A 14,090-nucleotide genomic window follows, 5' to 3' on the forward strand; every position below is an offset into this window, starting at 1 on the left:
GCCAGCTACACGGCTTTACACGCTATCAGTTGGCGAAGTTACAGCCACCCCTCAAGCCCCGGCGGGGCGACCTGTCAATGACCTACCGGGTCAGCTCCTTGAAGATGCCTTCCAGCGAATTCTCCTGCTGACGTAACCCAACTAGTGTCAGGTTCTGATCGGCCGCCAGGCGGAAGATAGCCGCCCGGAGATCGGTATCGGGGCTGGCCGTGACGCGATACTGGCCTTTTCCCAGCGGCTCGACCCGCTCGACCCCCGGCAGGTTCATCAGAACATCGGCTGTGGCCAGCTCGCTTTCGAACTCAGCCATCACGACAACCCCGGCGCCCGCCGACGCCCCCCGAAGCTGGCTCAGCGGTCCGTCGGCAACGATCTGCCCCCGGTTGATGATGACCACCCGATCGCAGACGGCTTCGACCTCCTGCATGATATGGGTCGAAAACAGCACCGTTTTGTCGCGGCCGGCCTCGCGGATAACCTGCCGGATTTCGGCCAGTTGGTTCGGGTCGAGGCCGGTAGTGGGTTCGTCGAGGATCAGCACGGGCGGGTTGTGGAGAAGTGCCTGCGCCAGACCAACCCGTTGTCGATAGCCTTTTGACAACTGACCAATGCGTTTGTGCTGCTCGCGGCCCAGGCCCACCCGCTCAATCATGTCGGCAATGCGTCGGCTGAGGTCGGCTCCGCCCAGGCCATGGAGCGACCCCGCAAAGCGCAGGTACTCCTTCACGTACATATCGAGGTACAGGGGGTTGTGTTCGGGCAGGTAGCCAACGCTCCGGCGCACGTCCATCGGCTGGGTGCGCACGTCGAAGCCGTTCACGTCGACCGTGCCGTCGGTAGGGGGCAGGTAACCCGTCGCAATTTTCATGGTCGTCGACTTCCCTGCGCCGTTAGGACCGAGAAAACCGACGATCTCGCCCGGCTGGGCAACCAGCGAAATCTGGTTGACTGCTTTTTGATGACCATATACCTTGGTCAAATTCTGAACACGGATCGACATGGATACGACTAAATTGGCCTGACCAGGTTGACTATTGCAGCCTCTGGTACGAATGTAACGTACAAAAAACCGGAAAGTATCTCTATTTTTAGCGGTTTAACGCAAATAGGCACCGTTTTTCTGATCGATACATGTCTCTTCTCCGTAAAAAAACCGTAACGCAAATTTTAAGTGATGCCGCCGAAGGCGATTCCGGCAAGCTGGTAAAGACGCTGGGCGTACGCGACCTGACTTCGTTTGGCATTGCGGCTATTATCGGAGCCGGTATTTTCAGTACCATCGGGCTGGCGAGCTATAATGGCGGTCCGGCGGTGTCGCTGCTGTTTGTCTTTACGGCCATCGCCTGCGTCTTTACGGCCCTTAGCTACGCTCAGTTTGCCAGTACGGTACCTGTCAGCGGCAGCGCCTACACCTATGCCTACGTAGCCTTCGGAGAGATTTTTGCCTGGATCATCGGCTGGGCGCTTATTCTGGAGTATGCCGTCTCCAACATGGTTGTGGCTATTTCATGGTCGGAGTATTTTACGTCGATGCTTAGCGGCTTCGGAATTACCTTTCCCAAGTATCTGGCTACCGACTACGGCTCGGCGTTGCGGGCGTTTGCGCTGGTTGAGCAGACCCGCCAGGCAGGCACTCCGCTCGACACCCTTCCGGAGAACACACGCGTGCTGGCGGATGCCTACGCACAGGCCCCTCAGCTGGGCGATCTGCATCTGATTGCCAACCTGCCAGCCGGGGCGGTTACAGTACTTATAACGGCACTGGTATACATTGGTATTAAAGAGTCACGCACCGCCAGCAACATTCTGGTGGTGCTGAAGCTGGCCGTTATTGGGCTGGTTATCGGTGTAGGTGCCTTTTACGTGAAACCCGCCAACTGGTCGCCGTTTGCACCAAATGGGGTAGCGGGCGTGCTGAGTGGCGTGGCGTCGGTATTTTTCGCCTTTATCGGCTTCGACTCGATTTCTACCACGGCCGAGGAGTGCAAGAATCCTCAGCGCGATCTGCCCCGGGCTATGCTCTACTGCCTGGCAATCTGTACCGTGCTGTACGTGCTGATTACCCTCGTACTGACTGGTATGGTCAACTATAAAGAACTGGGCGTGAGCGACCCGCTGGCCTACGTGTTCCAGAAAGTAAATCTGGACTTTGTGGCGGGGGTTATTTCGGTGAGTGCCGTAGTGGCTATCACAAGTGCGCTGCTGGTGTATCAGCTGGGCCAGCCCAGGATCTGGATGACCATGAGCCGCGACGGCCTGCTCTGGAAACGGTTCGCCACCATCCACCCGCGCTACAAAACGCCTTCGTTCGCTACGATCGTTACCGGGTTTCTGGTGGCGGTGCCATCCATGTTTATGGACCTTAAGTTCTTCGTCGATCTGACCAGCGTCGGTACGTTCTTCGCGTTTATTCTGGTCTGTGGAGGTATTCTGTACCTGGATGCCAGGGGGCTGTCGGGTCAGTCGAAGTTTCGGGTGCCTTACATCAACGGGAAATACATCATCGGTGCCCTGCTGATCCTGGCTTTCGGCTATACCCTGACCGGCGCCAACCTGCTGGAGCACATGGAAGCCAAACCACTGCTGTTCGTTTTCTGGGGTACCTGGGCGGTCCTGGCTGTGCAGGGATTCCGGTATAACTTTTCGCTGCTGCCAGTTGTTGGTGTACTGACCAACCTGTACCTGATGACCGAGCTGGGGGCCAGCAACTGGCTGATCTTCGTCGGCTGGCTGGCCATCGGACTGGTTATCTATTTTTCGTACGGATTCCGGAAAAGCAAACTGGCTACCGCCTAACCGCCCGACGGGGGCTGAACCAACCCGGCGCCTGCCATCCGGCCTTCGTTATTCCCGACTGTATGAACCGTTCTGACTCCCGGCAACCGGATGCCCACTGGCGGGTTCGCTTACACGAAATCATCTTCGAGGCCGACACGCCCGCCGGACGTGCTTTCGATATTGTTCTGATCGGGAGTATCCTGCTGAGTGTGCTGGTGGTCATGCTTGAGAGCGTGGCGAGTATCCGGGTCCGTTACGGTCAGGTTCTGATCCGGATCGAGTGGTTCTTCACCATACTTTTCACGATCGAGTATATGTTGCGGCTGATCAGCGTCAGGCGTCCGCTGCGGTACATGCTCAGCTTTTTTGGCTTCGTCGATATCCTGGCGCTGCTGCCAACGTACCTGAGCCTGATTCTGCCCGGTAGCCAGTACCTGTTCACCATCCGGATTCTGCGGCTGCTGCGGGTGTTCCGCGTCCTGAAACTCTCCGAATACCTTTCCGAAGCGTTTATTCTGACAAGCGCGCTCAAAGCCAGTCAGCGGAAGATCAGCGTATTTATTCTGACAATTCTGTCGCTGGTGGTGGTGATCGGCTCGATCATGTACATGATCGAGGGCGAAGAAAACGGCTTCGACAGCATCCCGACCAGCATATACTGGGCTATTGTAACCCTAACTACCGTTGGGTACGGCGATCTGTCTCCGCAGACGCCCTGGGGAAAAGCGCTGGCCTCGCTGGTTATGGTCATGGGCTACGGCATCATTGCCGTGCCGACCGGCATCGTTACGGTCGAGATCTCGCAGGCAGCCCTCAAAGCCCGCCGGGTAACAACTCAGTCATGTCCGGTTTGCGGGGCAGAGGGGCACGACTCCGACGCTGTTTTCTGCAAATACTGCGGTAATCACCTCTAGATAACCTCCGTCAGAGAAACGGGGTTATTTCCCGAAAAACATGATGTGCTGCTGCGGCAGCCGTTTGTCATTCTTCAGGAGCCGGAGCCCAACAACTTTCATCTCTTTGGTGGCCTGCGCCACGCTGAGTTTATGGAGCTCCTTGATAGGAACACTGGGGTCTTCGGCCCGGTACTCAACCAGCACCACGCGCCCGCCCGGTTTCAGGGCCGTAGCTATGTGCTGCATCATCTCGCGCGGGTACGAAAACTCGTGATAGGCATCGATCAGAATAGCCAGGTCGACGCTGTTGGCTGCTAGCTTCGGATCGGATTCGGTACCGAGTACGGGGGTTACGTTCCGGATCTTCCGCTTGCTTTTGCCTTCGTTCAGGTAGTCGATCATCTCGGGCTGAATATCGACCGCCAGAACCTGCCCCTGCGGTACTTTGGGGGCCATCAGGAAAGTGAAATAACCCGTTCCGGCCCCTATATCGGCCACCACGTCAGTTGGTTTGAGAGCAAGGGCTTCGAGTAGCAGGTCGGTTCGCTCTTCCTGTTCCCGCTCCGGCCGGTCGAGCCACGACGCACCGAGGTGCCCCATAACCTGCGCAATCTCGCGTCCCTGATACCGTTTACCGATGCCGTCGCGGCTGGCTTCGCCAAATTGGTAGATCCGGGTCGAGTCGGTAGAAGGGCGGGTCGCGGTCTGTTGCGACGATCCCTGTCCGCAGGCCATCAGGGAAGTAATGAGGAAAATCAGAAGACGGTACATGAGTAGAGGGCTTTACGGAGTAAAACCGTTAAACCAACCCATTTGATTTGGGAAAAAGCAGAAGCGGATCGACACTGGTAACTGACCCGGCGCCGACGCCGATCAAACAACTCGTGCTCAATCAGGTTGTTTTGCTGAAAACAACTCGAACGATTCCCCTATGAATCTGATACTACACTTGCTTATTGACGCTGGCGTTATTTTTGGCCTGGCGTATTTCATGCCCCAGATCGATGTGAAAAATTTCGGTACGGCACTGCTGATTGCGGTGCTGCTGGGGCTGCTTAACTTCGTCCTGGGTTGGATTATCCGCTTCCCGCTGAACCTCGTCACCTTTTTCCTGCTGACGGGTCTGGTACGGATTGTGGTTACGGCCATCCTGCTCAAACTCATTGACAGTTTTCTGGACAGCTTCACGATTCGGGGGTTCTGGCCAGCGCTGGTCATTGCCCTGGTTGTGGCGGTGGTAGGTTCCCTGATTGACCGGCAGGCCCCCACACCCGAAATGGTTGAGTCGGGGTACGTGGTGATCCGGCAGGTTATGGCTTCCCTCCAGCTGGCGTAGTCAGCTCCCTAATAAGTAGAAAAGCCTCACCCGATATGGGCGAGGCTTTTCTGCCTTCTAACTAGTTTGGACTAGTCGCTCCGGCGACCACCCAGCAGCAGGCTGGCGTAGTACAGCAGCGTAGCCAGCGAACCCAGGGCGGCAACGACGTAGGTCATAGCGGCCCACCAGAGGGCGTCTTTCGCGAAACCGTATTCGCGCTGGTTCACAACGCCGTTGGTCTGAATCCAGGCGAGGGCCCGTTTGCTGGCGTCGAACTCGACCGGCAGCGTTACGAACGCGAACAGCGTAGTCAGCGCGAACAAGCCTACACCAATGGCCAGCGGCAGGGGCGTGGTTTGTAGCAACAGTACCCCGGCCAACAGTACCCACTGCAGGTAGCGCGACGAAACAGTCAGCACGGGTACCATAGCCGACCGGAACTGCAGAGGACCGTAAGCTACCTTATGCTGCACCGCGTGTCCGCATTCGTGGGCCGCTACGGCCGCAGCCGCTACGCTTCGCCCGTAATAGACGTCGGCGCTGAGGTTCACCGTTTTGTCCTGCGGGTTGTAATGGTCGGTGAGCATACCCTCTACTGACAGCACGCGCACATCGTAAATGCCGTTCTGATTCAGCATCTGCTGAGCTATTTCAGCTCCGCTGAGCCCGTTACTCAGGCCGACTTGTGAATATTCGTTGAACTTGCTCCGCAGCCGCCAGCTTACAAAAGCACTGGCGCCGAAGATCAAAATCATAATTAACCAAATGGATGACATCGTTCGTTAGTCAGGTTTGTGGTTTCAATTGCTGGGCAACTTAATGACCCATCGATAGTAAAACAACGATTATTACCAAAAAGTATCCCGGCCTTTTTGCCATTTATCAGGTTTTGCCGCCGTCTGGCCGGCTGGTAATACAAACGCTCCGCCGTTTTAAGGGCAGAGCGTTGAGGAAATTTTCAGGGAAACGGAGCGCAGAACTACATTGGGCGAGTCAGCGTAAACTCCTTATGAATCCACTTGAAGCCTTTATAAACCTTGACTCGGAGGGTACGTGGATCTTCCAGATTCAGTTCAACGCCAAAACGATTGCCGGTTCTGGGATGAATCAGTTCGCCCCCCGACCAGACCTGCCCATCGAACGACAGATTGCTCATCAGCAATTGATTCTTGGTAACACCAAACTGCTGTTTACCCGTTGAGCTGACATCGGCCATGCGGCCAAAATACTGATTGCCAGATCGGTATATTTCAACGCTCGACCCCTTGGCCGGAAAGAGCCAGCGCCCCAGAATCTGATCGCCGGAGGGACCGGCTGACGACTGAACGGCCATGGGCCAAACGACCAGCAGGACCAGAACGAGCAGGGTGAATCGAGTTTTTTGTAAGGTCATCCGTATGTTGCTGTCTATGTAGAAATCTACACCCTGATAACTGTATTAAGGACATCAGGATTTTAAAGTTAGACAACTTGGGATGTAAGTTCCACTACATCAGTAGATTAAATTTTTATTAGAATCTACTGAAATACTACTAATTCGTCTAATAACTGCCCTTGATTCGTTCAATCAGTTTGGTGGTCGAGTAGCCCGGAACGAGAGCAATAGTTTCGACGCGTCCGCCCCGCTCCAGAACAAAATCAGCTCCCACAATCGTAGCCACGCTATAGTCGTCGCCCTTCACCAGGATGTCGGGTCGTACGGCCTCGATCAGTTCGAGAGGGGTAGGCTCGCCAAAGAGGGTGACGGCGTCGACGAAGGCCAGAGCCGCCATCAGCCGGGCCCGGGCGTACTCATTTACGACCGGCCGCAGGGGGCCTTTGATGCAGCTTACCGACGCATCGGTATTGAGACCCAGAATCAGCCGGTCGCCCAGCTGGCGGGCCTTTTCGAGATAGTCGATATGGCCCAGGTGAACAATATCGAAGCAGCCGTTTGTAAATACGATCTGCTCGCCATTGGCGCGCCACTGATCGGCCTGCTGAATGGCCTCGTCGCGAGAAAGAATTTTATGTTCAGTCATACAGGGAAACGATTACCGTTCCAGGTTAACAGGATTGGTATCGGGTAACGAAGCGGATGAACTGACCACGCGGTTCCGGCGCAGCAGCACAACCAGCAGGGCCAGTACGCCCAAAATAATAATCATCAGGGTAGAAACGCCATGGATAAACGTAGCCAGAATCTGGCCGTCCTGCGCGGTGAGGCTATAGAGCAGCGCTACCTGCCCAACCAGGAGGTGAAACGAGCCGATACCGCCGGGTGTTGGCGCGGCCATACCCAGCGTACCGACTACCAGAATGGTCAGGCCGGCCAGCGGACCCAGGTTAGCCGTGGCAGGCATGGCGAAGAAGAGTGTGTACGACATCAGGTAGTACATAGTCCAGATCAGGATCGTATGCAGCACAAAAGCCCCCGGCCGGCGTAGTTTCCGTACGCTCAGCAGCCCTTCGAGCAAACCGACGACAAAACCGCTGATCTTCTGATAGAACGGCTGACGTTCCAGCACAGCCCGGTATCGGCGGAACAGAAACCAGCCCAGCAGCGCCAGCCCTACCAGCGTAGCGGCCGCCAGCACGAGTACGCCCGACCCGCCACCGGCGCTCCCGTTGGGCAGTTTGCCGCCCAGAAACTCGATGAAGAACTGACTCAACCGGTCAAACTCCAGGATGAAGGTGACGCCCAGCAGGATAAACAGCACCAGCACGTCGAACAGGCGCTCGGCCACTACCGTACCGAAGCTGACGTTAACGGGTACGTCGGACAGCCGATACAGGGTGCCGCAACGAGCCACTTCACCCGCGCGGGGCAGGGCCATGTTGGCCAGGTACCCAATCAGTACGCTCACCGTTGCCTCGACCGACGAAGGCCGCTGCGGAACAACCGGCTCCAGCAGCAGCCGCCAGCGCTCGGCCCGACTCCAGTGGGCCACCAGCGTAAGTACCATCGAGAGCATGACCCAGCGATAATCGGCCGCGCTGATTTTAGCCCACAGATCGGCTGCGTTCAGGTTACTCTGCCGGAAGGTGAACCAGAGCAGCCCGCCCGCAATGGCCAGTGAAATGAGGTACTTCAGGATGTTTTTCAGATTCATAGGGGAGGGAGCAAACGGGGTGTGTAAAAAAAGAGCGTAACCGGTATGAGGGGCTACGCTCTGGGTATTGGGTTAATCCGTTACGAGTTTGTTATTGTCGTCGGGAAAAACGACCGTAGGTTTATGGGTGCGTGCCTCTTCGGCGGTCATCATGGCGTATGAAATAATAATGACAATATCGCCGACCTGGGCGCGTCGGGCGGCTGCCCCGTTGAGGCAGATAATACCACTACCGCGTTCTCCTTTGATGACATAGGTAATAAGCCGTTCGCCGTTGTTGTTATTGACGACATGCACCTGCTCATTTTCGAGCAGCCCGGCGGCATCCATCAGATCTTCGTCGATGGTAATGCTGCCGACGTAGTTTAACTCAGCCTGCGTCACGCGAACGCGGTGGAGTTTCGATTTCAGAATGTTGACAAACATGATTTGTTTACCGTTATGGCGCGGCAAAGGTACGACTAAAACAGTCGCAACAGGTACAGCCAGTAACCGTCGTACCCAGGCCGGGCCGGTCATACGGGCCGAAGGATTAGTAAACGGCCATTTCGGGTTCGATCTCGCGGGCCCAGGCGTTAATGCCGCCATCGAGGTTGTAAAGGTTGGTCAGGCCGTCCTGGGCGTAGAGATACTGCGCTACGTTGGCCGACCGGATGCCGTGATGGCAATAAACAACCACGGGTCGGTCGGTTGGAATGCGCTTACGGTTGTTCGGAATCATACCCACCGGAATCAGGACTGCTCCGTCGAGGTGGCAGAGGTCGTACTCGGGGCGTTCGCGAACGTCGAGGAGGAAGATCGATTCGCCCTGGGCCAGCCGATCGGCCAGCTCGGCCGGGGTTATTTTTTGCGGTCCCGAAGCGCCTGATACCGGTCGGGCTCCGGCTTTGCTGAGTCCCTGCCGGGCCAACTCGTCGGCGTCGGCCCGGCGTTTGAGTTTGACTTTCTGCTGCCCCATACTCAACAGATCGACCATCAGCAGGTGTTCGTTCAGCGGCTGCCCAATCCCTGTGATCAGCTTGATCACCTCGCTGGCCTGGTAAGTGCCGATAACCCCCGGCAATACGCCCAGCACCCCCGTGTCGTTACAGTTCGGAATCTCAATGGAATTAGGTTCTTCCGGAAAGATACAGCGGTAGGTAGGTCCCCGGCTCCCGTCGGGCAGGCTGGCGTTCAGGACGGCTACCTGTCCCTCGAACCGATGGATGGCACCGTAAACGAACGGCTTGCCGAGCAGCACACACATATCGTTGACCAGATACCGCACCGTGAAATTGTCGGTACAGTCGACGATGATATCGTACTTCTCGATGATGGAACGGGCATTGCCAATCTCGAGCGCCATATTGTAGGTGTCGAAGGTAAGGTCGGGGTTGAGCCGGTTCAGGTGGCTAACCGCCATCTTGACCTTAGGCTTGCCCACTTCGTCGGTGGTGTAGAGGACCTGCCGCTGCAGGTTACTCAGGGCCACGACGTCAGGATCGATCAGGCCAATTGTACCGACACCGGCAGCGGTCAGATACAGCAGTACCGGACACCCCAGACCACCCGCCCCAACAACGAGCACACGGGCGTTCTTGAGCCGTAGCTGGCCGGCAGAGCCAAGTTCGGGCAGATTGAGGTGTTTTTGATAGCGCTCTTTTTCGGCGGGAATCAGGGTAGTCGCTTCCATGGGATGATGATCGGGCAGCGCAATCTATTGTTGCTATAGTCCAACAGATTTTTCAGAACGAAAATTGCGTCGCTCCCATAAATTTCGATACCGGTACCTGCTGCTTACTGACAGACAGACGTATAGGGGGGAGATTTCCGTTAATACGGGTATGAGCGGCCCGGTTGCCTCTTTGGTATTTATACGAGCTACGGGTTTTTTCAGTAGTATTGTTCCGTAATAATCCTAACAAATCTCAACTATGAACTACCTGCGTGCTTCAGTTACCGCATTGGCTCTGGTACTGACCCTTGGTGGAACCCTGTTTGCCAACCCAGTACCCGCTACGGCAATCCCTAAAAAAGGAAAATGGGAAACGCTGTTTGACGGGAAAACCCTGACCGGCTGGCACAATTACCTCAAAACGAATCAGCCCGTGTCGAGCAACTGGGTTGTTGACGACGGGGCAATTCATTTTGCCGGTGGCCGGGGTGGTGGTGACCTCGTCAGCGATAAAGAGTATGGCAACTTCGAACTGGAAATCGAGTGGAAAATTGCCGAAGGAGGCAACAGCGGCATCATCTACCACGTAAACGAAGATCCGAAGTTCAAAGCTACCTACAATACCGGCCCTGAAATGCAGGTGCTGGACAACGAGCGTCATCCCGATGCTAAGATGGGCCGCGATGGTAACCGCACGGCCGGCGCGCTGTACGATATCCAGAAGCCGATCACGATGAACACCGCTAAACCGGCCGGTGAGTGGAACAAAGCCCGGCTGGTCGTTAATAACGGCCGCGCCGAGCATTACCTGAACGGTAAAAAAGTAGCCGACTACCCAACCAGCGGGCCTGAGTGGGACGCTATGGTAGCGCAGAGCAAATTCAAGGGCTGGGAAGGCTTCAACAAATTTCCGACCGGTCGTATTGCCCTCCAGGATCACGGCGACAAGGTCTGGTACCGCAATATCCGAGTCCGGGAACTCTAATCCTAAACCAGTTGCGCCGGTGTTGATACCGGCAGATCTAGCGAGACGCAACCGATTGTCAACATCAGTCGGTTGCGTCTCTACGTAAAACCTACCAACATGATTCGCCGAACGGCCCTCCGAACCTTAACCGGTACCGCCCTTGCGCTACCCGCCCTGACTGAATCGCTTGCTGCTTCTATGAATACGTCTCAAACCGATCTGTCTCCCAGTGGAGCTACAGCGCTGAAAGGGCGCATTAACCATTCGGTCTGTAAATGGTGCTACGGCAAAATTCCACTTGATGAGTTTTGTAAGTCGGCCAAAGAAATTGGCCTCACCTCTGTTGAGCTGTTAGGCCCTGATGAGTGGCCCACCCTCAAAAAATACGGTCTGACCTGCGCCCTGCCGCAGGGAGCCGGGCTGGGAATCGAACGCGGTTTCAACGACCCCAAGCTACACGATGAGCTAGTGGCCAGCTACGAAGCCATCTTCCCGAAACTCAAGGCAGCCGGCTACAAAACGGTTATTTGTTTCTCGGGCAACCGGCGCGGCATGAGCGACGAAGAAGGCGCTAAAAACTGCGCTACGGGTCTAAAACGCCTGATGCCCAGCGCCGAGAAGCACGGCATCACCATGATCATGGAACTGCTCAACAGCAAGGTCGATCACAAAGACTACATGTGCGACCATACGGCCTGGGGCGTAGAGGTCTGCAAACAGGTTGGCTCGGAGAACTTCAAACTGCTGTACGACATCTACCACATGCAGATCATGGAGGGCGACATTATCCGAACCATCCGTAAATACAGCCAGTACATTGGTCACTACCATACCGGCGGCAACCCCGGGCGGAACGAAATCGACGAATCGCAGGAGATTTACTACCCGGCCGTGATGAAAGCCATCGTGGAGACGGGATACAAAGGATTTGTGGCGCAGGAGTTTATTCCCAAACGCGACCCGCTTACCAGCCTGAAAGAAGCCGTTCTGCTGTGTGACGTTTAACTAAAGAACTGAAAAAGGGGGACGGGCCAGTAAAGTAGTCAATCGACTGCTCTACTGGCCCGTCCCCCTTTTTATAGCTTGTAATTCTTGTACTCGCCAATGCGCCAGCCGGTCAGTTTCTCGATAAAGGTCAGGAAGCGGACGCGGGGCGTATACCGTTTCTGGCGGGTGTCGAAGGTAAATGGCCAGTTGAGCCGATCTACCCGGGCCTGCATGACGGCGGGGTGAGTACCGGTAAACGGCGCCAGTGAGTCGATCTGGCTGTAGTCAAACACATCGGCGCCAGCGTTGGCTTTGTCGATGGTGGTGCTGCTGTGCCAGAACTGGTTGGCGTTGCGAAGCCGTTTTCGCTGCGTTTCGGGGGGCTTCACCCAGCCGTAGTGGTAAATCCAGGCGTCGATCAGGCGCACCCGCAGTTTTTTGTTTTCGCGCGTGCGGAATCCCTGCGCATCGCGGTACGAAGCCACATTGCCCGTATTACGAACCACGCGTATCTCACGCCGATACCACCGGCGTGAGTCGCCGACGTAGCTGTAGGAGCCGTAGAAATGCAGGTAGTTGAACAGAAGACCGTCTACGCTGGTGTCGGTCAGGTAAGTTTCCATGGCCTGGCGAACGACCGGAACATACTGTTCATGCAGCACCTCGTCGCCCTGAATATAAAACGCCCAGTCGGCATCGGCTGAAACCGCAGCCAGGGCTTTGTCGGTTTCCAGCGCCAGAACCCGACCACCCGCGCGGGCCGTATCGTCCCAGACGGTCTGGATGATCCGGATTTTGTCAGACGGAATGGCTTCAATCAGGGCGAGGGTTTCATCGTCGGACTGACCCACGGCAACTACAAACTCATCGCAGAGCGGCAGTACAGAGGTGATGGCTTCCACGATAGGATAGTCGTACTGGATGGCGTTCCGAATGAAGGTGAAACCGGCTACTTTCATGAAATAAGCGAGAAGAAAGCACAAAGGTACTACGCCCCCGCTGATTCTGTCCAGCCGACCGGGTCAAGTTCGCCCCGCTGCCAGACCCGCTCACCAACAGATTTCCGCTGCTCACCTATAATCGGCAAAAAACAGACCGAAAACGAATGCATATTTGTAGGTAATCTGATCGCTTATTTCCTCTGCAACCTTGTCAAATCGTTCTAATCATATGATCTCTACCGTAAAGTCATTCCGGTACGTCTGGGTACTCTGGCTGGCTGTGGTGCTGACCGCCTGCGACAACAGCACGACCGATACGCCGACCCCGCAAAACCAGTACCTGGTTGGGAATTCTCAAATTGCCCAGCTGACCAAAGAGCAGGTTGTAACCCAGCTCAGCCAGTTCAGCGCACAGCTGGGCGGTGGTATTCCGATTGCCAGTTTTATCCAGTACGGCTGCACGGTTCACCGCATTACCTACAAAACCAAAAATGTCGACGGCACTGACATTACGGCATCGGGCGCGGTGCTGGTACCTACCAGGACCGGCGCTTTTTCGGCCATCAGCGTTCAGCACGGCACGATCTTCGACGAAAAGGAAGCGCCTTCGTACTTCGTGGCCGGGGGGGAGTCGGCTACCGTGGGCGTACTGGGAGCCGCGCTGGGCTACCTGATTATCTACCCTGACTACATCGGCTACGGCGAAAGTAAGCAGGTGCCGCATCCCTACGAACACCGTAAAACCCTGGCCTCGTCGACCTACGACATGATTCAGGCTACCCGCGAGTTCTGTACTGCCAACAACATCAGCTGGAACAACAACCTGTATCTGTCGGGCTACTCGCAGGGGGGCGGAGCTACGATGGCGCTGCAGCAGAAGATGGAAACCGAAAATTCGCAACCCTTTACCCTTAAAGCCGTTAGCGCAGGAGCCGGAGCCTACGATAAGCTCAACTTTACTAAATACGTGCTGGGAAGCCCCACCTCCGGTTTGCCCCTGGCCAACAGCCAGTATTTGTGGGTCATGACGACCTACAACCGGATCTATAACCTGAACCGACCGCTATCTTTCTTTCTGAAAGAGCCGTATGCGAGCCGGGTACAGACCCAGGGTTTCCTGGCTACTATCGACGTCAGCTTCAACCAGGCCGCTACGGATGGGTTTAAGAACGGTATCCTGAACGGTACCGACACGGAGTTTATCAATGCCTTGAAGGATAACGATACGTACAATTTCGTGCCTAAGACGCCGACCCTGCTCATCTACGGCACTGCCGACCAGCAGGTCTATCCGCTCAACAGCGAGAATGCCTTCAACGCGATGAAGCAAAAAGGCGCCACGACGGTTCAGTTGTTCCCGCTGCAGGGTCAGTCGCACGCGAGCGCTATTCCGGGTTACCTGCTTCAAACGCTTCAGTTCTTCGCCAGTATACCGTAAAGCCCCAACCGGTCGTTGT

General features: G+C 55.9%; 15 protein-coding genes. 6 read left to right on the top strand and 9 right to left on the bottom strand.

The features are described from left to right. Positions 1–82: 82 nt before the first annotated feature. Positions 83–1,000: a gliding motility-associated ABC transporter ATP-binding subunit GldA gene (gene gldA / locus FBR45_RS02175; RefSeq protein WP_138498921.1), complete on the bottom strand. Its 918-nt coding sequence runs from the start codon at positions 998–1,000 to the stop codon at positions 83–85. 131 nt (positions 1,001–1,131) lie between these two features. Here gldA and FBR45_RS02180 point away from each other — a divergent pair, with 131 nt between their 5' ends. Together FBR45_RS02180 and FBR45_RS02185 are read left to right on the top strand one after the other, a co-directional pair. Then, positions 1,132–2,796, top strand: a complete 1,665-nt coding sequence (locus FBR45_RS02180) for an amino acid permease (protein ID WP_138498923.1) — start codon at positions 1,132–1,134, stop codon at positions 2,794–2,796. Between the two features lie 62 nt (positions 2,797–2,858). Continuing rightward, a complete protein-coding gene (locus FBR45_RS02185; protein WP_138498925.1) occupies positions 2,859–3,692 on the top strand; it encodes an ion transporter in 834 nt (277 codons plus the stop codon). 24 nt (positions 3,693–3,716) lie between these two features. Here FBR45_RS02185 and FBR45_RS02190 read toward each other — a convergent pair whose 3' ends face one another. Continuing rightward, positions 3,717–4,445: a class I SAM-dependent methyltransferase gene (locus FBR45_RS02190; protein WP_138498927.1), complete on the bottom strand. Its 729-nt coding sequence runs from the start codon at positions 4,443–4,445 to the stop codon at positions 3,717–3,719. A 160-nt stretch (positions 4,446–4,605) separates the two neighbouring features. Here FBR45_RS02190 and FBR45_RS02195 point away from each other — a divergent pair, with 160 nt between their 5' ends. Continuing rightward, positions 4,606–5,010: a phage holin family protein gene (locus FBR45_RS02195; protein WP_138498929.1), complete on the top strand. Its 405-nt coding sequence runs from the start codon at positions 4,606–4,608 to the stop codon at positions 5,008–5,010. A 71-nt stretch (positions 5,011–5,081) separates the two neighbouring features. On the opposite strand, the gene FBR45_RS02200 is transcribed toward FBR45_RS02195, so the two are convergent. The 6 genes from FBR45_RS02200 to moeB all read right to left on the bottom strand — a co-directional run bounded on the left by FBR45_RS02200 (position 5,082) and on the right by moeB (position 9,756). After that, positions 5,082–5,747: a zinc metallopeptidase gene (locus FBR45_RS02200; protein ID WP_077920687.1), complete on the bottom strand. Its 666-nt coding sequence runs from the start codon at positions 5,745–5,747 to the stop codon at positions 5,082–5,084. Between the two features lie 224 nt (positions 5,748–5,971). Then, positions 5,972–6,385: a DUF2147 domain-containing protein gene (locus tag FBR45_RS02205; RefSeq protein ID WP_246082081.1), complete on the bottom strand. Its 414-nt coding sequence runs from the start codon at positions 6,383–6,385 to the stop codon at positions 5,972–5,974. Positions 6,386–6,533: 148 nt separating this feature from the next. Then, positions 6,534–7,013, bottom strand: a complete 480-nt coding sequence (gene rfaE2, locus FBR45_RS02210) for a D-glycero-beta-D-manno-heptose 1-phosphate adenylyltransferase (protein WP_138498933.1) — start codon at positions 7,011–7,013, stop codon at positions 6,534–6,536. Positions 7,014–7,025: 12 nt separating this feature from the next. Beyond that, entirely contained in the window at positions 7,026–8,084 is a 1,059-nt protein-coding gene (locus FBR45_RS02215) for a lysylphosphatidylglycerol synthase transmembrane domain-containing protein (protein WP_138498935.1), read from the bottom strand. A 72-nt stretch (positions 8,085–8,156) separates the two neighbouring features. Further along, positions 8,157–8,510 (bottom strand): aspartate 1-decarboxylase, encoded by a 354-nt coding sequence (gene panD / locus FBR45_RS02220; RefSeq protein WP_138498937.1) that lies wholly within the window; start codon positions 8,508–8,510, stop codon positions 8,157–8,159. Positions 8,511–8,616: 106 nt separating this feature from the next. Then, positions 8,617–9,756: a molybdopterin-synthase adenylyltransferase MoeB gene (moeB, locus tag FBR45_RS02225; protein WP_138498939.1), complete on the bottom strand. Its 1,140-nt coding sequence runs from the start codon at positions 9,754–9,756 to the stop codon at positions 8,617–8,619. Between the two features lie 241 nt (positions 9,757–9,997). On the opposite strand from moeB, the gene FBR45_RS02230 reads away from it, so the two are divergent. Both FBR45_RS02230 and FBR45_RS02235 read left to right on the top strand, forming a co-directional pair. Further along, positions 9,998–10,723, top strand: coding sequence for a 3-keto-disaccharide hydrolase (locus FBR45_RS02230; RefSeq protein WP_138498940.1), 726 nt, complete (start codon positions 9,998–10,000; stop codon positions 10,721–10,723). A 99-nt stretch (positions 10,724–10,822) separates the two neighbouring features. Beyond that, complete coding sequence (locus tag FBR45_RS02235) at positions 10,823–11,710, top strand: hydroxypyruvate isomerase family protein (RefSeq protein ID WP_138498942.1); 888 nt, start codon at positions 10,823–10,825, stop codon at positions 11,708–11,710. A 71-nt stretch (positions 11,711–11,781) separates the two neighbouring features. Here the strand turns inward: FBR45_RS02235 and FBR45_RS02240 are convergent, their stop codons facing one another. Next, the gene (locus FBR45_RS02240) at positions 11,782–12,651 is read right to left on the bottom strand and encodes a glycosyltransferase family protein (protein ID WP_138498944.1); all 870 of its coding nucleotides are present in this window, start codon (positions 12,649–12,651) and stop codon (positions 11,782–11,784) included. Between the two features lie 211 nt (positions 12,652–12,862). Between FBR45_RS02240 and FBR45_RS02245 the strand changes: the two genes are divergently transcribed. Continuing rightward, positions 12,863–14,071: an alpha/beta hydrolase family protein gene (locus FBR45_RS02245; protein WP_246082082.1), complete on the top strand. Its 1,209-nt coding sequence runs from the start codon at positions 12,863–12,865 to the stop codon at positions 14,069–14,071. Positions 14,072–14,090 lie beyond the last annotated feature (19 nt).

The organism is Spirosoma lacussanchae (genome assembly GCF_005870035.1).
GTDB lineage: Bacteria > Bacteroidota > Bacteroidia > Cytophagales > Spirosomataceae > Spirosoma > Spirosoma lacussanchae.

Coding starts and splice junctions, on each gene's coding strand:
- gldA (WP_138498921.1), bottom strand. CDS start 1,000: ATGTCGATCCGTGTTCAGAATTTGACCAAGGTATATGGTCATCAAAAA.
- FBR45_RS02180 (WP_138498923.1), top strand. CDS start 1,132: ATGTCTCTTCTCCGTAAAAAAACCGTAACGCAAATTTTAAGTGATGCC.
- FBR45_RS02185 (WP_138498925.1), top strand. CDS start 2,859: ATGAACCGTTCTGACTCCCGGCAACCGGATGCCCACTGGCGGGTTCGC.
- FBR45_RS02190 (WP_138498927.1), bottom strand. CDS start 4,445: ATGTACCGTCTTCTGATTTTCCTCATTACTTCCCTGATGGCCTGCGGA.
- FBR45_RS02195 (WP_138498929.1), top strand. CDS start 4,606: ATGAATCTGATACTACACTTGCTTATTGACGCTGGCGTTATTTTTGGC.
- FBR45_RS02200 (WP_077920687.1), bottom strand. CDS start 5,747: ATGATTTTGATCTTCGGCGCCAGTGCTTTTGTAAGCTGGCGGCTGCGG.
- FBR45_RS02205 (WP_246082081.1), bottom strand. CDS start 6,385: ATGACCTTACAAAAAACTCGATTCACCCTGCTCGTTCTGGTCCTGCTG.
- rfaE2 (WP_138498933.1), bottom strand. CDS start 7,013: ATGACTGAACATAAAATTCTTTCTCGCGACGAGGCCATTCAGCAGGCC.
- FBR45_RS02215 (WP_138498935.1), bottom strand. CDS start 8,084: ATGAATCTGAAAAACATCCTGAAGTACCTCATTTCACTGGCCATTGCG.
- panD (WP_138498937.1), bottom strand. CDS start 8,510: ATGTTTGTCAACATTCTGAAATCGAAACTCCACCGCGTTCGCGTGACG.
- moeB (WP_138498939.1), bottom strand. CDS start 9,756: ATGGAAGCGACTACCCTGATTCCCGCCGAAAAAGAGCGCTATCAAAAA.
- FBR45_RS02230 (WP_138498940.1), top strand. CDS start 9,998: ATGAACTACCTGCGTGCTTCAGTTACCGCATTGGCTCTGGTACTGACC.
- FBR45_RS02235 (WP_138498942.1), top strand. CDS start 10,823: ATGATTCGCCGAACGGCCCTCCGAACCTTAACCGGTACCGCCCTTGCG.
- FBR45_RS02240 (WP_138498944.1), bottom strand. CDS start 12,651: ATGAAAGTAGCCGGTTTCACCTTCATTCGGAACGCCATCCAGTACGAC.
- FBR45_RS02245 (WP_246082082.1), top strand. CDS start 12,863: ATGATCTCTACCGTAAAGTCATTCCGGTACGTCTGGGTACTCTGGCTG.